This window comes from Actinomycetospora sp. NBRC 106375, assembly GCF_030269665.1.
In the GTDB taxonomy this organism is placed as follows: Bacteria; Actinomycetota; Actinomycetes; order Mycobacteriales; family Pseudonocardiaceae; genus Actinomycetospora.
The window spans coordinates 216275-231341 of the sequence record NZ_BSTS01000005.1; the positions used below are offsets into that span (position 1 = coordinate 216275).

Sequence of the window (15067 nt, forward strand, 5' to 3'; positions counted from 1 at the left end):
TCCCGAGCGGACTCACCCGCCGGGACTAAGGTTCACTGCGACCGGTCAGCGGGCGAGCCCCGACCGGCGGACCCGGCGATGGCGCCGGTCGGGAGAGGGAGCACGACGGTGCGGATCGGCGTGCCCCGGGAGTCCGGGGACCACGAGACCCGCGTGGCGGCGACGCCGGCCACGGTGGTGGGTCTGACCAACCTGGGGGCGACGGTCGTCGTCGAGCCGGGCGCGGGGGAGCGGGCGAGCTTCACCGACACCGCGTACGCGGAGGCCGGGGCGGAGATCGGCGACCCGTGGTCGGCCGACGTGGTGCTCGCGCTGCGCACTCCCGAGACGGACAAGCTGGACCGGCTCGCCGCCGGGACGACGCTCATCGCGATGGTCGGCCCGGCCCGCAACCCGGACCTGCTCGCGGACCTCGCGCGCCGCGGCATCACCGTGCTCGCGACGGACGCGGTCCCGCGCATCTCCCGGGCGCAGTCGCTCGACGTGCTCAGCTCGATGGCCAACATCGCCGGCTACCGCGCCGTCGTCGAGGCCGCGCACCGCTTCGGCCGCTTCTTCACCGGCCAGGTCACGGCGGCGGGCAAGGTGCCGCCGGCGACGGTCCTGGTGGCCGGCGCCGGTGTCGCCGGGCTGGCCGCGGTCGGCGCCGCCTCGAGCCTGGGCGCGGTCGTGCGCGCCACCGACCCGCGCCCCGAGGTCGCCGAGCAGGTCCGCTCCCTGGGCGGCGAGTTCCTCGCCGTCGAGGTCGAGCAGGAGGCGAGCACCGACGGGTACGCCCGCGCCACCTCCGAGGCCTACGACGCCCGGGCGGCGGAGATCTACTCCGAGCAGGCCGCCGACGTCGACGTCGTCATCACCACCGCACTGATCCCGGGCCGGCAGGCGCCGCGCCTGCTCACCGCGGCCGACGTCGCGAGCATGAAGCCGGGCAGCGTCGTCGTCGACATGGCCGCGGGCCAGGGCGGCAACGTCGAGGGCTCGGTCGCCGACGAGGTGGTCGTGACCGAGAGCGGCGTGACGATCGTCGGCGACACCGACCTCGCCGCGCGCCTGCCCACGCAGGCCTCGCAGCTCTACGGCACCAACCTCGTCAACCTCCTCAAGCTGCTGGTGCCCGAGAAGGACGGCACCCTCGTCCTCGATCTCGACGACGTCGTCATCCGCTCGGTCACGGTGACCCACCACGGCGACGTGCTCTGGCCGCCACCGCCGATCCCGGTGTCCGCGGCCCCGGCCGCACCGGTCGAGCCCGAGGCCGCGACGCCGGTCGCCGAGCCGAAGCGGCCCGCCTCGCCGGCCCGTCGCTACGCGGCGATCGCGGTCGCGTTCGCCGTGCTCTTCGTCGCCACCGCGTTCGCGCCGGCGGAGCTCGCGACCAACCTGACGGTGTTCGTGCTCGCCGTGGTGATCGGTTACTACGTCATCGGCAAGGTGCACCACGCCCTGCACACGCCCCTGATGTCGGTGACCAACGCGATCTCCGGCGTCGTGATCGTCGGCGCGCTGCTGCAGTTCGGGCAGCACGGCGTCGTGGTCTCGGTGCTCGCCGGCGTGGCCGTGCTGCTCGCGAGCATCAACATCGTTGGCGGCTTCGCCGTCACGCGACGGATGCTGGCCATGTTCACGAAGGGCCCCGCCCAGGAGAGGACGGCCCGGTGAGTGCCCAGGCCGCGGCGACCGCCGCCTACATCGTCGCCGCGCTGCTCACCGTGATGAGCCTCGCCGGCCTCTCGAAGCACGAGACCGCGCGCTCCGGTGTCGCCTACGGCATCGCGGGCATGGCGGTCGCCCTCGTCGCGACCGTGGTGCTCGCCGCCCAGTCGCTGACCGCAGGCGCCATCGCGCTGCTCGCGGTGGCCATGGTCATCGGCGGCGGCATCGGGCTCTGGCGCGCGCGGGTCGTCGAGATGACCGGGATGCCCGAGCTCATCGCGCTGCTGCACAGCTTCGTCGGTCTCGCCGCGGTCCTGGTCGGCTGGAACGGCTACCTCGAAGTGGAAGCAGTCGAGGCCGCCGGAGGCCAGACCACGGTGGCGCCCGAGCTGCTCGGCATCCACTCCGTCGAGGTCGGTGTCGGCGTCTTCATCGGCGCGGTCACCTTCACCGGCTCGATCGTCGCGTACGGCAAGCTCTCCGGGCGGATGAAGTCCCGCCCGCTGACGCTGCCGGGCAAGAACGCGCTGAACCTCGGCGCGCTCGTGGCCTTCGGCGCCCTGACCGTCGGGTTCACGATCGCGCCCTCGCTCGGCCTGATGATCGGCATCACCGCGGTGGCCCTGGCGCTGGGCTGGCACCTCGTCGCCTCGATCGGCGGCGGCGACATGCCCGTCGTCGTCTCGATGCTCAACAGCTACTCCGGCTGGGCGGCGGCCGCCTCGGGCTTCCTGCTCGACAACACCCTGCTGATCGTCACCGGCGCGCTCGTCGGCTCCTCCGGTGCGTACCTCTCGTACGTCATGTGCCAGGCGATGAACCGCTCGTTCCTCTCGGTGATCGCGGGTGGCTTCGGCGTGGAGTCCGGGACGTCGGCCGCCGTCGAGGGCGAGCACCGCGAGGTCCAGGCCGACGACGTCGCCGAGATGCTCGCCGACGCCTCGTCGGTCGTCATCGTCCCCGGCTACGGCATGGCGGTGGCCCAGGCGCAGTACCCCGTCGCCGACCTCACCCGTCGACTGACCGAGCGCGGTGTCGAGGTCCGCTTCGGCATCCACCCGGTCGCCGGGCGCCTGCCCGGGCACATGAACGTGCTGCTCGCCGAGGCCAAGGTCCCCTACGACATCGTGCTCGAGATGGACGAGATCAACGACGACCTCGCCGCCACGAGCGTCGTCCTCGTCATCGGAGCCAACGACACCGTGAACCCGGCGGCGATGGAGGACCCGGCCAGTCCCATCGCCGGGATGCCGGTGCTGCGCGTGTGGGAGGCCAAGGACGTCGTCGTGTTCAAGCGCTCGATGGCCGTGGGCTACGCGGGTGTGCAGAACCCGCTGTTCTTCCGCGACAACACGTCCATGATCTTCGGCGACGCCAAGACCCGGGTCGAGGACATCCTCAAGGCGCTGTGAGGATCGCGAGCAGGTCCTGGCGGCCGAACATCTGCGCGGTGTCGATCGCGGTGGGGTGACCCGCCCGGGGGTCGGCGCCGCCGTCGAGCAGCGCTCGCACGACGGCGTCCTCGCCCTTGAACACCGCCCCGGCGATCGGCGACTGCCCGCGGTCGTTGAGCCGGTTGACGTCGGCACCCCGCGCGACGAGCGCGGCCACGGCGTCGGCGTGACCGTGGTACGCGGCGAGCATGACGAGGGTGTCGCCGCTGTCGTTCGTGAGGTTCACCGGCACCCCGGCGTCGACGTACTGCGCGAGTGTCGCGGCGTCGCCCTCGCGCGCCATGTCGAACACGCGCGTCGCGAGCTCGCGGACCCCGTCCTCGGGTGGCGTCTCACTCATCGCGCACCAGCCTAGGTGCCGACGCAGCGAGGGGCGCCCTCGCTGCTCCCCCGGCAGCGAGGGCGCCCCTCGGTCCGGCGCGGCTCAGGTCCCGGCAGGGACCCGGCTCCGCGCGCGGCTCATCATCAGGACGACGGCGACGATCGTCAGCACGACGAGCACGGCGCCCGCGGCGACGAAGGGCGGCGGCACGTCGGGCTCGAAGAAGGCGGGGACCGCCGTGAGCCCGGAGAGGATCCGCGCGACGGCCATGACCCGCAGCGCCGGCCGGCTCCCCGACCGCGCGACGACGATCGCGGCCACCAGCGTGATCACGCCCATCACCGCGGAGAAGACGGTGACCGCCCACGGCGGCCCCTGCCCGTCGGGCTGCTGCGGGACCAGGACGAACGCGACGTCGACGACGCCGAGGACGACGGCGAGCCAGTAGCCGATCTTGGCGCGCGTGGTGAGTGTGCTCATGACGACCCCCTGACGATGCGCGGCCCTCCCACGGGCGGCGCGACACCGACGAGCCTGCGCGCCGGGCACACCCGGTCACAACCGTCGGGCTCCCGATCGGGTCGGGCGTCTTCCCGGGTGAACCGGGACGCCAAGGCCGGGGACACCGTGACCACGAAGTGTCACGATCGGCGCGTGACCAGCCCGCCGATCCGCGTGGTGCTCGCCGACGACCACCCCGTGGTGCGGCGCGGGCTCGCCGCGCTGCTCGAGTCGGTCGAGGGCATCGACGTCGTCGGGCAGGCCGCCACCGGGCGGGAGGCGGTGCGCGAGGCCCAGCTGCTCGCCCCCGACGTCGTGCTCATGGACATCCGGATGCCCGATCTCGACGGCGTCGAGGCGAGCCGTCGCATCGCCGCGTCGAGCCCGGGGGTCGCCGTCCTCGTGCTCACGATGCACGACGACGACGAGACCGTGGTGGCCGCGCTGCGTGCCGGCGCGCGCGGCTACCTGCTCAAGGGCGCCGACCAGGACGAGATCCGGCGCGCGGTCCACGCCGTGGTGGCCGGGGAGATGATCGTCGCGCCCACCGCCGCCGCGCACGTGCTCGCCCGGCTCGCCGGCACCACCCCGGCCCCCTTCGCGGACCTCACCCCGCGCGAGCGCGACGTCCTCACCGCCATGGCCCGGGGGCGGCGCAACGGGGCGATCGCGACCGAGCTCGGCCTCGCCGCCAAGACCGTCGGCAACCACGTGTCGGCGATCCTCACCAAGCTCGGCGTCGAGACCCGCGCCGAGGCCGCGGCGAAGGCCCGCGCGGCGGGGCTGGGCGGCCCGGGATGACCGGCGCCGGCGTGCTGCGGCGCCCGGGGGCGATCGGCCGTCCGACCGTCGTCGAGGTCGTCGGGGTCCTCGTGACGGTCGCGGCGGCGGTGCTGGTCGTCGCCCGACCACCCGTGACGGTGATCGGCGCGGCGTGGGCGCTCGGCGCGCTGGTGCTGGGCGCGGCGTGCGGGGCCGCGGCCGTGGTCGTGCGGCGCGGCGGCGGGAACCGGCGGGTCGTCGCGTGGATCGCCGTCACGGGCTGCTCGCTGCTCGTCCTCGCCGTGCTCGAGGCCGCGACCGACCGCGACCCCGCGGTGATCCCCCTCGAGCAGCGGTGGCTCGCGGTGGTCCTGACGCTCGTGCTGCCCGGGCTCGCGCTGACCTTCCCCTCGGGGCGGCTCGAGCACCTCGCCGGACGGATCGCCGCCCTGGTCACCGTGGTCGGCGGGGCCGTCCTCGTCGCCGACCCCGAGGGTCCCGCCGGCCTCCCGGCGGCGATCGTGGTCGTCACCGCGGTCGCGGCCGCCGTGTGGGTGCGCAGCGAGCGGGCCCGCGACCTCGACCGCGAACGCGTCCTGTGGCTGCTGCTCGGCGCGGGGGCGGCGGCCGTCGTCGGCGGGCACCTCGTCTTCGCGGCCCAGGAGTTCTCCGGCACCGTCGCCGACACCGTCCTCCTGACGCTCACGCTGCTCTGCGGGCTGGCCGTGCCGGTGACGCTGGTCGTGGCGCTCCTCGCCCCCCGCGCGACCGACGTGCGCGCGCTGATCGCGAAGGTGGCGGCGTCGGTCGTCATGGTCGACCTCACCCTCGGCGTCTTCGTCGGCGCCCAGGCCGTGGTCACGCTGGCGACCGGCGCGCCGCCGTCGCGGCTGGTGACCGCGCTGCTGTGCGTCGCGGTCGCGGCCGGCTTCCACCCGGCCTGGCTGCAGGTCCGCGACACCCTGGACCAGGTGCTCTTCGGCGGCCGCCCCGACCCGGTCGGGGTCGTCACGACGCTGGGCGACGAGTTCCGCCGCGGCGGCGGTCCGCAGCAGTGGCTCGACGCGTTGCGGGCGTCGGTGGACCTGCCGTCGGTCGCCCTGCGGCACGGCGACGAGATCGTGGCGTCCTCCGGCGTCGCCGACGGGGCGGTGACGACCATCCCGCTCCAGGCCGGGGACGACCACGTCGGCGACCTCGTCGTCGGCCTGCCCGAGCACCACCGCGAGCTGCCGCGGGCGACCGACGCCGTGCTGCGCCTCGCCGCCGGCCCGCTGGCCCGCGCCCTGCAGAGCGCGCGGCTCGCCGACGAGCTGCGGGAGTCCCGCCGCCTCGTCGTGCTCGCCGCGGAGGAGGAACGGCGACGGCTGCGGCGCGACCTCCACGACGGGCTGGGTCCGGTGCTCGCCGGCGTCGCCTACACCGCCGACGCCGCCCGCAACGTCGTCGCGTCGCGCCCGGACCGGTCGGCGGAGCTGCTCGCGACCCTGCGCGAGGACGTCGCCGGCGCGATCGGGGAGGTCCGGCGCCTCGTGCACGACCTGCGGCCCCCGGTGCTCGACCAGCTCGGCCTCGTCGCCGCCGTCCGCCAGCAGGCCGAGCGCGTCACCCAGGACGCCGACGGGCCCACGGTGACCGTCCGGGCCGACGCCGTCGGCGCGCTGCCGGCCGCCGTCGAGGTCGCGGCGTACCGGGTCGTGTCGGAAGCGGTGCTCAACGTCGTGCGCCACGCACGGGCGCGGACCGCCGAGGTGACGGTGTGCCGCGAGGACGGGGTGCTCGAGCTGCTCGTCGCCGACGACGGGCCCTCCGGGGCGGCGTGGACACCGGGCGTCGGGCTGACCTCGATGCGCGAACGCCTCGAGCAGCTCGGCGGCGTGCTGGAGGCGGACGCGACGACCGCCGGCGGCCGGGTCCACGCGCGGATCCCGGTGCCTGGCCTCATGTGAGCGGTTTCCTACGTCACGGGGTCAGGAACCGCTCACATGCCGTCAGGCGCCCCGGGCGAGGAGGAAGGGCACCTTCTGCTCGGCGTCGGTGAGCGACCCGTGGTGTCCGACGAGCGCGGTCTCCATCGGCTCGATCCGCGAGCGGACCAGCGTCCAGTTCCCCTGCGCCGCGGCGACGACGTCGCCGATGCGCCCCCGGGCGGCGTCGGTGACCTTCGGGCCGAACCACCCGTCGTCGATCGCCTCGTCCCGGCTGCGGACCCAGGCCGCGTCGCCGAGCTCGGCGCGCCAGGCGGCCACGACGTCGTCGAGCGCCCCGTCGGCGACGAAGACGTGCCGCACCCGCGCCTCGCCGGCCAGGCGACGCACGCCGGTGAGCAGGGCGGGGGTCGTGTCGAGGTCGATGCGCCAGCCCGCGTCGGTGCCGACCATGCCGTGGTCGGCGACGACGGCCAGCACGGTGTCGGCGGGCAGCTCCTCGGTGATCGCCGCGACGAGCCGGTCGACCACCGCGAGCTGGAGCAGCCACGGCCGCGAGCCCGGGCCGTGCGCGTGGCCGATCATGTCGAGGTCGCCGTGGTAGGCGTAGCAGAACGCCCGTTCCTCGGCGGAACCCGTGGCGAGGGCGTCGAGGACCTCGGCGCCGAGGTCGCCCAGCGCCGACACCCCGTGGAACCGCCCGCCCCGCAGCGCGGCCCGCGTGAGCCCCGAGCGGCGCTGGATCTCCGGGGCGACCGTCGTCACCGCCACCCCCGCCCGCGCCGCGCGCTGCAGCACCGTCGGTGCGGACTGCACCTGCTCCGGCGGCAGCTCCCGGCGCAGGTCGACGGGGTCGGTGGCGCCGTGGGCGCACCAGCGCAGGGTGTTGAGGACGACGTCCGCCGGCCCGGTCGGGTCGTCCAGCGGCGGCACGCCCATGCTGTAGCCGACGATGCCGTGCTCGCCCGAGGGCAGGCCGGTGCCCAGGCTCGTGACGCTGACGGCGGTGGTCGCCGGGAACCCGGCGTCGAGGACGCGCCCACGCGCCGCGAGCTCGGCGAGCGCCGGGGCCCGCTCCGCGTGGGCGTCGAGCAGTGTCGCGCCCAGCCCGTCGACGAGCAGCAGCGCGACCCCGCGGGCCGCGCCGACGCCGAGGGTGTCGTCGAACCCCTCGACGCCGAGCGCGGCCGCCAGCGAGGGCGAGACGTCGGCGAGCGTGCCGGCGGCCGGCCCGTCTGCGGTCATGACGTCGGAGTATGGCCCGATCTACACGCTCGAGACCGTCTCCGGCGTCGTCGACTCCGGGACGCGTGTCGCGTGGTAGTCGGAGACGGCGGTGTGGTCGCGGCCCTCGGCCGTCTTCGCCGCGCGGAGCACGAGGGTGGCGACGACGGCCACGACGATGTTGAGGATCAGCGCCACGAACCCGACGTAGATCTGCACCTTGGAGCCGTCCCAGGGCGCCCACCCGAAGAACGACAGCTTGTCCAGCGCGAGCGCCGAGCCGCCGAAGTGCTGCTTGCCGTTCGACGGGTTGGGGATCTGGTAGAGCAGGTACATCCCCCACGCCATGCCGGCGACCCAGCCGGCGACCAGGGCCCAGCGGTGGAACCAGCGGGTGTAGAGCGCGATCGCCACCGCCGGCAGCGTCATCAGGATGATCACGCCGCCGATCAGCTGGAGGTCGACCGAGAACTGCGGGTCGATCAGCACGATGAACAGCACGGCGCCGACCTTGACCACCAGCGACGCGAGCTTGGCCTGACGGGCCTCCTCGCGCGGGGTGGCGTCGCGACGGAGGAACTCCTTGTAGATGTTGCGGGTCCACAGGTTCGCCGCGGCGATCGACATGATCGCGGCGGGCACGAGCGCCCCGATGCCGATCGCGGCGAACGCGATGCCCGCGAACCACGACGGGAACTGGGTGTCGAACAGGACCGGCACGATGGTGTTCGAGTCCCCCCGCCCGGTGGAGCCGTTGACGATCGGCTTCACCCCGGCCGCGATCGCGACGTAGCCGAGCAGCGCGAGCAGGGCCAGCAGGAACGAGTACGCCGGCAGCGCCGCCATGTTGCGCCGGATCGTGCCGCGGCTCTGGCTGGAGAGCACGCCGGTCACCGAGTGCGGGTAGAGGAACAGCGCCAGCGCGCTGCCGAGGGCGAGCGTCGCGTACTGGAGCTGGTTGTTCGCCGTGAGCAGGATCGAGCCCGCCGGCTGGCCCGTGGAGGGCGAGGGCTGCGAGAGCTTCGCCTGCCCGGCGTCGAAGATCGTCGCCCAGCCGCCGAGCTTCAGCGGCAGGTAGATGATCGCGACCAGGATGACGATGTAGATCAGCAGGTCCTTGACCACCGCGATGAGCGCCGGCGCCCGCAGACCGGACTGGTAGGTGTAGGCCGCGAGCACGACGAACGCGACGAACAGCGGCGCGTGGCCCCAGAACCCGCTGCCGTTGAGGCCGATGGTGCGCAGCACGGCCTCGAGCCCGGCGAGCTGCAGGGCGATGTAGGGCATCGTCGCGACGATCCCGGTGATCGCGATCAGCAGCGCCAGCAGCGGGGAGTCGTAGCGTCCGCGCACGAAGTCCGCCGGCGTCACGTAGCCGTGCACCCGCGAGACCGACCACAGCCGCAGCAGCGGCAGCATGACCAGCGGGAACGCGATGATCGTGTAGGGCACCGCGTAGAAGCCGAGCGCGCCGGAGGAGAACAGCAGCGCCGGGATCGCGACGAACGTGTAGGCGGTGTAGAGGTCCCCGCCGAGCAGGAACCACGTCACCCACGAGCCGAACTTCCGCCCGCCCAGGCCCCACTCGTCGAGGTGGTTGATGTCCGCCGCCCGGCGCCACCGGCTCGCCAGGAAGCCCATGGCGGCGACGGCGAGGAAGAGCAGCGTGAAGATGACCAGCTCGACGGTCTGCGTGCCGCTCACTGCTCGCCCTCCTCGTCGACGTGCCGGGTCAGGCGGTGGACCGCGACCGTGCAGAGGATGCCGACCGGGATCACGAGCAGCTGGAACCAGTAGAAGAACGGCATCCCCGCGAGCGTCGGCTCCTCGCTGTTGAACAGGAACGGCAGGATCGAGATCAGCGGGAGGAGCAGCAGCAGGTTGACCGGGCGGAAGCGCACGTCGGTCCAGCCCCGTGGCGGTGACTCCTCCGCGGGGTTCGCGGATTCCCCGGGTGGTGGGGCGGACGTCGTCATCGCTCTGACCTCCTCGTCGAGTGCCGCTCACGCAGCGTCGAGCAATGGTAGGCCCGATGTGACGTCGGGGTGAAGCGCTTGCGCGACTCTCAGTCCGATGACGGCTCCGGAGGGTCAGGACGACGGACCGCGCCACCGACCGTTGTGCGCGGTGCCCGGGCGGGTCAGGAAGCCCTGGACGTCGCGGCACGGGGAGGTCGAGGCTCGACGGCGTGGCGGGGGAGCCGGAGACCGGGGCGTGGTGGGAGGCCCGCGCCCGAGAGCGGCATCGAGCCGTCGACTACGCGGGCTCCCTGGACGCCTACGAACGCGCCTACGACGCCTACCGCCGCGAGGGCGAGCTGCTCGCGGCGGCGCGGGCGGCCCGGACGGCGGGGTGGTTCCGCGGGTCGGTGTTCGGGGAGTGGGCGGTCCACCGCGGGTGGGTGGGCCGGGCACGGGCCCTGGTGGAGCAGGCCGGCGAGGACCCCGACGGGCACGGCTGGCTCCTGCTCGCGCGCGCCCAGGAGGGTGACGACCTCGCCGCACAGCGCGATCTCTACCGCCGCGCGATCACGACGGCCCGGAGCGTGCGCGACGCCGACCTCGAGTGCGAAGCGCTCGGGTCGCTCGGGATCATGCTCGTCTTCTCGGGGCTCGTGGCCGACGGGATGGCGCTGCTCGACGAGGCCCTCGGTGTGCTGTGCGCCGACGAGGTGATCGACCTGTCGGTCGTCGAGGGTGTCTTCTGCGGGCTCTTCCACGCCTGCGAGCGGACCTCCGACGTGGGCCGCGCCGAGGAGTGGCTGCGAGCGGCCGACGGCGTGGTGCGCCGCCGAGGGCTGGTCGCCGTCGGCGGGTACTGCCGCGCCTACTACGGCGGCCTGCTGATCCGTGCCGGGCGCTGGGAGGAGGCGGACGCCGAGCTGGGCAGGGCGGCCGAGGTGCTCGCGGGGCGCAACCCGAACATGCGCGAGCTCGTGCTGTGCCGCCTCGCCGAGCTCCGGGTCGGGCAGGGCCGGATCGAGGAGGCGGCCGTCCTCCTCGACGGGCTCGACCACCACGAGGACGCCGTGCGCCCGCTCGCCGGCGTGCACCTCGCGCGTGCCGAGATCGACCTCGCGCGCGACGTGCTGGGCCGCGCGCTCGGCGGCGGTGGCCTCGACGACGTCGCGACCGGCCGACTGCTCGCGCTCCTCGTCGGGACCGAGCTGATGGGCGGCGACCCCGGGGCCGCCCGCGACGCCGCTGCCGCGCTGGCGGCGACGGCAGCGCAGAACCCGGCCGCGACGGTGCTCCCGGGGCTCGCCGCGCAGGCGCGCGGGAGGTTGTGCCTGGCCGACGGGAACGCCGACGGTGCCCGGGTGTGCCTGCACGAGGCCGTGACCGTCTTCGCCCGCACGCGGCTGCCGCTCGAGGCGGCCCAGGCCCGCCTCGAGCTGGCCGGCGCTCTCGCCCCGGCCTCCCCGACCGCCGCGATCGCCCAGGCCCGGGCCGCGCTCGTCACCGCGGACCGCCTGTGCGCCCGTCCGCTCGCCGACACCGCGTCGGCCCTGCTGCGGACGCTCGGTGTCGCCACCCCGGCTGGTGGACGTCGTGCCACGGTCCTCACCGATCGCGAGCGCGAGGTCCTCGTCCTCGTCGGGCACGGGCTGTCGAACGGCGAGATCGCCGAGCGCCTCGTGATCAGCGGCAGGACCGTCGAGCACCACGTCGGGCGGATTCTCGCCAAGCTCGGGCTCACCAGCCGCGCCCAGGCCGTCGCGCACGCCGCACAGGTGGGATCCGGGCCCGGATAGGGGCGCGCCCCGATGTCCCTTCCGCGCGATCGGCCCACCGTCGGTCCCATGACGACGACCGAGCAGTCGACGAAAGAGACGGTGCGGCGGTTCTTCGCCGCGTTCGCGGCCGACGACGCCGCCACGTTGGAGGGGTTGGTGACGCCGGGGTTCGTGACGCACGCGCTCCCCTCGGACCTGCCCTCCGACATCACGGGGCTCACGCAGCTCGCCGCGACGATGCACGCCGGCCTGGACGACTGCCGAGTGGAGATCCACGACCTCGTGGGCGAGGGCGACCGCGTCGCCGTGCGGTTCACGGTCCGGGCCGCCCGGGACGGTGAGCCCGTGACGATGACCGGGATGGAGTTCTACCGCCTCGTCGATGGCCGAGTCGCCGAGATGTGGGGCGAGTACGACATGTCGGGGCTCGGTGACGGCTGAACGCGTCGCCCCCGGAAACACCAACGGCGCCCTCGCTGCTCCGGAAGCAGCGAGAGCGCCGTTCGTTCGTTCGCGGGCCGTCCTAGCCGACGCCCAGGCGCTGCTTCAGCGCCGCGAACTCGTCGCGCATCGAGGTCGGCAGCGCGTCGCCGATCTTCTCGAACCACTCCTCGATGAGCGGCACCTCCTCGCGCCACTCGTCCTGGTCGAAGCGCAGGGATGCCTCGATGTCCTCCAGCGGCTCGCTGAGGCCCTCGATGTCGATCTGGTCGGCGCTCGGGATGTGCCCGATCGGGGTCTCCGTCGCGGCCGCCTTGCCCTCGAGCCGCTGGATGATCCACTTCAGGACGCGGCTGTTCTCGCCGAACCCGGGCCACAGGAAGCGGTTGTCCTCGCCGCGTCGGAACCAGTTGACGTAGAAGATCTTCGGCAGCTTGGTGGCGTCGGCGCTCTTGCCCACGTTCACCCAGTGCGCGAAGTAGTCGCCGACGTTGTAGCCGAGGAAGGGCAGCATCGCCATCGGGTCGCGGCGGACCTGGCCCTTGCCGCCCTTGGCGGCGGCCGTCATCTCGCTCGACATGGTGGCGCCCATGAAGGTGCCGTGCTGCCAGTCGAACGACTCCGTGACCAGCGGGATCGTCGTCTTGCGGCGGCCGCCGAACAGGATGGCCGAGATCGGCACGCCCTGCGGGTCGTCCCACTCGGGAGCGACGACGGGGCACTGCGAGATCGGCACGGTGTACCGCGAGTTGGGGTGGGCGGCCGGCTTGGCCGAGCCGGGCGTCCAGTCGTCCCCGGTCCACGCGGTGAGGTGCTGGGGGTCGCCCTCCAGGCCCTCCCACCAGACGTCGCCGTCGTCGGTGAGCGCGACGTTCGTGAACAGGGCGTTGCCGTGCTCGATCGTGCGCATCGCGTTCGGGTTGGTGTTCCAGTTGGTGCCGGGGGCCACTCCGAAGAACCCGTACTCCGGGTTCACGGCGTAGAGCCTGCCGTCGTCGCCGAAGCGCATCCAGGCGATGTCGTCACCGACCGTCTCGGCGCGCCACCCCGGGATGGTGGGCTGCAGCATCGCGAGGTTCGTCTTGCCGCACGCCGACGGGAACGCGGCCGCGACGTAGTACGCCTTCTCCTCCGGGCTGATCAGCTTGAGGATCAGCATGTGCTCGGCGAGCCAGCCCTCGTCGCGTGCCATCGCCGAGGCGATGCGCAGCGAGTAGCACTTCTTGCCCAGCAGCGCGTTGCCGCCGTACCCGGAGCCGAAGCTCCAGATCTCGCGGGTCTCCGGGAAGTGGCTGATGTACTTCGTGTCGTTGCAGGGCCACTGGACGTCCTGCTGGCCGGGCTCGAGCGGCGCGCCGATCGAGTGCAGCGCGGGGACCCATTCCGAGTCCTCCGCCTCGAGACGCTCGTTCACCGCGGGACCCATGCGGGTCATGATGTGCATCGACGTCACCACGTAGGCGCTGTCGGAGATCTCGACGCCGAGCTTCGGGTGCTCGGCGTTCACCGGGCCCATGCAGAACGGGATGACGTACATCGTCCGGCCCCGCATGCAGCCCCGGTAGAGCTCGCGCATGGTGGCCTTCATCTCGGCCGGGTCCATCCAGTTGTTGGTGACCCCGGCGTCGGCCGGATCGACCGAGCAGATGAAGGTGCGCTCCTCGACCCGCGCGACGTCGTCGGGGTCGGAGGCGGCGTAGAAGGAGTTCGGCTTCTTGTCCGGGTCGAGCTGCACGAACGTTCCGGCCTCGACGAGCTCCGACGTGAGCCGGTTCCACTCGTCCTGGGACCCGTCACACCAGACGACGCGGTCCGGCGTGGTGAGGTCCGCGACCTCGGCCACCCACTCGAGTACCTCGCGGCGGCTGATCGGCGGGTTCTCGAGTCCTTGGATGGTCGGAACGGCAGTCATGCGTCTCCTCGGTCGGTCGTTCGCTCACTCGCCGAACACCGCGACCGCGAAGGCGGCCCCGGTCGCCTCGGGGAAAGAGGCAGCGGGGGCACGACGCCGTGCCCCTGGAGCCTCCATCGGGATGTCACGACGTTAACGAGACTTCTTCGGGAGGACACCGCCGAGCGCTGTCGGGGGACTCACTTCCACGATCAAGCTGAACGATTCAGGCTCGATCGAGCAAACCCAGCGTGTCCAAGGCCTCCGGCAATACCTCGCCCAGCGCACCGGTCAGACGAACGTCGGCGGCGGCGTCGGCACGGCTGGGTCCGCTGGTCACGACCGCGACGGGCAGGTCACGCCGTGACGCGGCGTGGACGAAGCGCAGACCGGACATCACGGTGAGCGACGAGCCCAGGACCACGAGGGACCTCGCTCGCCGCACCAGATCGAAGCAGTGGTCGACCCGCGGGCGGGGGACCGACTCGCCGAAGAAGACGACGTCAGGCTTGAGCGGGCCGTCGCCGCAGGCGGGGCAGGCGGTCATCGTGAACCGGTCGAGCTCGGCGTCCGCGAGCTCGGCGTCGCCGTCGGGGTTGATCTCTCCTGCGCGGGCGTCGAAGCCGGGGTTGAGCGCGGCGAGCCGCGCCTGGACGTCGCCCCGGGGCAGGGTCACCCGGCAGCCCAGGCACGTCACGCGTCCCAGGGCACCGTGCAGCTCGACGACGTCGCGGGCCCCGGCGGCCTGGTGCAGCCCGTCGACGTTCTGGGTGATCACGTCCTGCACGAGGCCGGCGCGCTGGAGCGCGGCGACGGCGCGGTGCCCGTCGTTCGGGCGCGCGCCCGCGATCTGGGGCCAGCCGACGTGGCTGCGTGCCCAGTACCGGTGCCGTGCGACGGGGTCGCCGACGAACGCGTCGTAGGTCATCGGGGCGTGGCGCCGGGTCGCGCTCGTGGGGCCGCGGTAGTCGGGGATGCCGGAGTCGGTGGAGATCCCGGCGCCGGTGAGCACCAGCGCCCCGCCCTCGGCGATCAAGGTCGCGAGCGCGTTGACGTCGCCGCGGACCGGGACATCGGCCTCCCACGCGTCCTGCGGCGCCGTGTACCGCATCACCGACCGGACCACGCTCCCCATCATGCGCCCCTACGTGAGCG

The 15067-nt window shown here is 73.5% G+C and carries 13 protein-coding genes; 6 read left to right on the forward strand and 7 right to left on the reverse strand.

Annotation, left to right across the window (positions count from 1 at the left end; translation table 11 throughout):
- The first annotated feature begins 108 nt into the window (after positions 1-108).
- Entirely contained in the window at positions 109-1659 is a 1551-nt protein-coding gene (locus tag QSK03_RS10660; RefSeq protein ID WP_285651383.1) for a Re/Si-specific NAD(P)(+) transhydrogenase subunit alpha, read from the forward strand.
- Positions 1656-3065, forward strand: a complete 1410-nt coding sequence (gene pntB, locus QSK03_RS10665) for a Re/Si-specific NAD(P)(+) transhydrogenase subunit beta (RefSeq protein ID WP_285651385.1) — start codon at positions 1656-1658, stop codon at positions 3063-3065. Before QSK03_RS10660 ends, pntB begins: the two co-directional genes overlap by 4 nt.
- On the opposite strand, the gene QSK03_RS10670 is transcribed toward pntB, so the two are convergent.
- Positions 3052-3447 carry an ankyrin repeat domain-containing protein gene (locus QSK03_RS10670; protein ID WP_285651388.1) on the reverse strand — a complete coding sequence of 132 codons (396 nt, stop codon included), beginning with the start codon at positions 3445-3447 and terminating at the stop codon, positions 3052-3054. The two genes, pntB and QSK03_RS10670, sit on opposite strands and share 14 nt — an antisense overlap.
- An 84-nt stretch (positions 3448-3531) precedes the next feature.
- Positions 3532-3909, reverse strand: coding sequence for a hypothetical protein (locus QSK03_RS10675; protein ID WP_285651390.1), 378 nt, complete (start codon positions 3907-3909; stop codon positions 3532-3534).
- A gap of 174 nt (positions 3910-4083) precedes the next feature.
- On the opposite strand from QSK03_RS10675, the gene QSK03_RS10680 reads away from it, so the two are divergent.
- A complete protein-coding gene (locus QSK03_RS10680; protein WP_285651395.1) occupies positions 4084-4731 on the forward strand; it encodes a response regulator in 648 nt (215 codons plus the stop codon).
- On the forward strand, positions 4728-6641 hold the full coding sequence (locus tag QSK03_RS10685) for a sensor histidine kinase (protein WP_285651399.1): 1914 nt from the start codon (positions 4728-4730) through the stop codon (positions 6639-6641). The genes QSK03_RS10680 and QSK03_RS10685 overlap by 4 nt, the downstream gene beginning before the upstream one ends.
- 42 nt (positions 6642-6683) lie before the next feature.
- Here QSK03_RS10685 and QSK03_RS10690 read toward each other — a convergent pair whose 3' ends face one another.
- Genes QSK03_RS10690 through QSK03_RS10700 form a run of 3 tightly spaced genes read right to left on the reverse strand, consistent with a single transcriptional unit; the run spans position 6684 to position 9820 of the window.
- A complete protein-coding gene (locus QSK03_RS10690) occupies positions 6684-7865 on the reverse strand; it encodes an alkaline phosphatase family protein (RefSeq protein ID WP_285651401.1) in 1182 nt (393 codons plus the stop codon).
- A 21-nt stretch (positions 7866-7886) separates the two neighbouring features.
- A complete protein-coding gene (gene mctP, locus QSK03_RS10695; RefSeq protein WP_502872153.1) occupies positions 7887-9548 on the reverse strand; it encodes a monocarboxylate uptake permease MctP in 1662 nt (553 codons plus the stop codon).
- On the reverse strand, positions 9545-9820 hold the full coding sequence (locus QSK03_RS10700) for a DUF3311 domain-containing protein (protein ID WP_285651402.1): 276 nt from the start codon (positions 9818-9820) through the stop codon (positions 9545-9547). The genes mctP and QSK03_RS10700 overlap by 4 nt, the downstream gene beginning before the upstream one ends.
- Before the next feature lie 212 nt (positions 9821-10032).
- Here QSK03_RS10700 and QSK03_RS10705 point away from each other — a divergent pair, with 212 nt between their 5' ends.
- Both QSK03_RS10705 and QSK03_RS10710 read left to right on the forward strand, forming a co-directional pair.
- Positions 10033-11598 carry a LuxR family transcriptional regulator gene (locus QSK03_RS10705; protein WP_285651404.1) on the forward strand — a complete coding sequence of 522 codons (1566 nt, stop codon included), beginning with the start codon at positions 10033-10035 and terminating at the stop codon, positions 11596-11598.
- Between the two features lie 48 nt (positions 11599-11646).
- The gene (locus QSK03_RS10710; RefSeq protein WP_285651406.1) at positions 11647-12021 is read left to right on the forward strand and encodes an ester cyclase; all 375 of its coding nucleotides are present in this window, start codon (positions 11647-11649) and stop codon (positions 12019-12021) included.
- An 82-nt stretch (positions 12022-12103) separates the two neighbouring features.
- Here QSK03_RS10710 and QSK03_RS10715 read toward each other — a convergent pair whose 3' ends face one another.
- Positions 12104-13933 (reverse strand): phosphoenolpyruvate carboxykinase (GTP), encoded by a 1830-nt coding sequence (locus QSK03_RS10715; protein WP_285651408.1) that lies wholly within the window; start codon positions 13931-13933, stop codon positions 12104-12106.
- Between the two features lie 205 nt (positions 13934-14138).
- Positions 14139-15023 carry an NAD-dependent protein deacetylase gene (locus tag QSK03_RS10720; protein WP_502872155.1) on the reverse strand — a complete coding sequence of 295 codons (885 nt, stop codon included), beginning with the start codon at positions 15021-15023 and terminating at the stop codon, positions 14139-14141.
- Positions 15024-15067: the final 44 nt, after the last annotated feature.

Excerpts from the sequence above, each read along its gene's own strand:
- QSK03_RS10670 (WP_285651388.1), bottom strand. The coding sequence starts at position 3,447 with ATGAGTGAGACGCCACCCGAGGACGGGGTCCGCGAGCTCGCGACGCGC.
- QSK03_RS10675 (WP_285651390.1), bottom strand. The coding sequence starts at position 3,909 with ATGAGCACACTCACCACGCGCGCCAAGATCGGCTACTGGCTCGCCGTC.
- QSK03_RS10685 (WP_285651399.1), top strand. The coding sequence starts at position 4,728 with ATGACCGGCGCCGGCGTGCTGCGGCGCCCGGGGGCGATCGGCCGTCCG.
- QSK03_RS10690 (WP_285651401.1), bottom strand. The coding sequence starts at position 7,865 with ATGACCGCAGACGGGCCGGCCGCCGGCACGCTCGCCGACGTCTCGCCC.
- QSK03_RS10700 (WP_285651402.1), bottom strand. The coding sequence starts at position 9,820 with ATGACGACGTCCGCCCCACCACCCGGGGAATCCGCGAACCCCGCGGAG.
- QSK03_RS10710 (WP_285651406.1), top strand. The coding sequence starts at position 11,647 with ATGACGACGACCGAGCAGTCGACGAAAGAGACGGTGCGGCGGTTCTTC.
- QSK03_RS10715 (WP_285651408.1), bottom strand. The coding sequence starts at position 13,933 with ATGACTGCCGTTCCGACCATCCAAGGACTCGAGAACCCGCCGATCAGC.
- QSK03_RS10720 (WP_502872155.1), bottom strand. The coding sequence starts at position 15,023 with ATGCGGTACACGGCGCCGCAGGACGCGTGGGAGGCCGATGTCCCGGTC.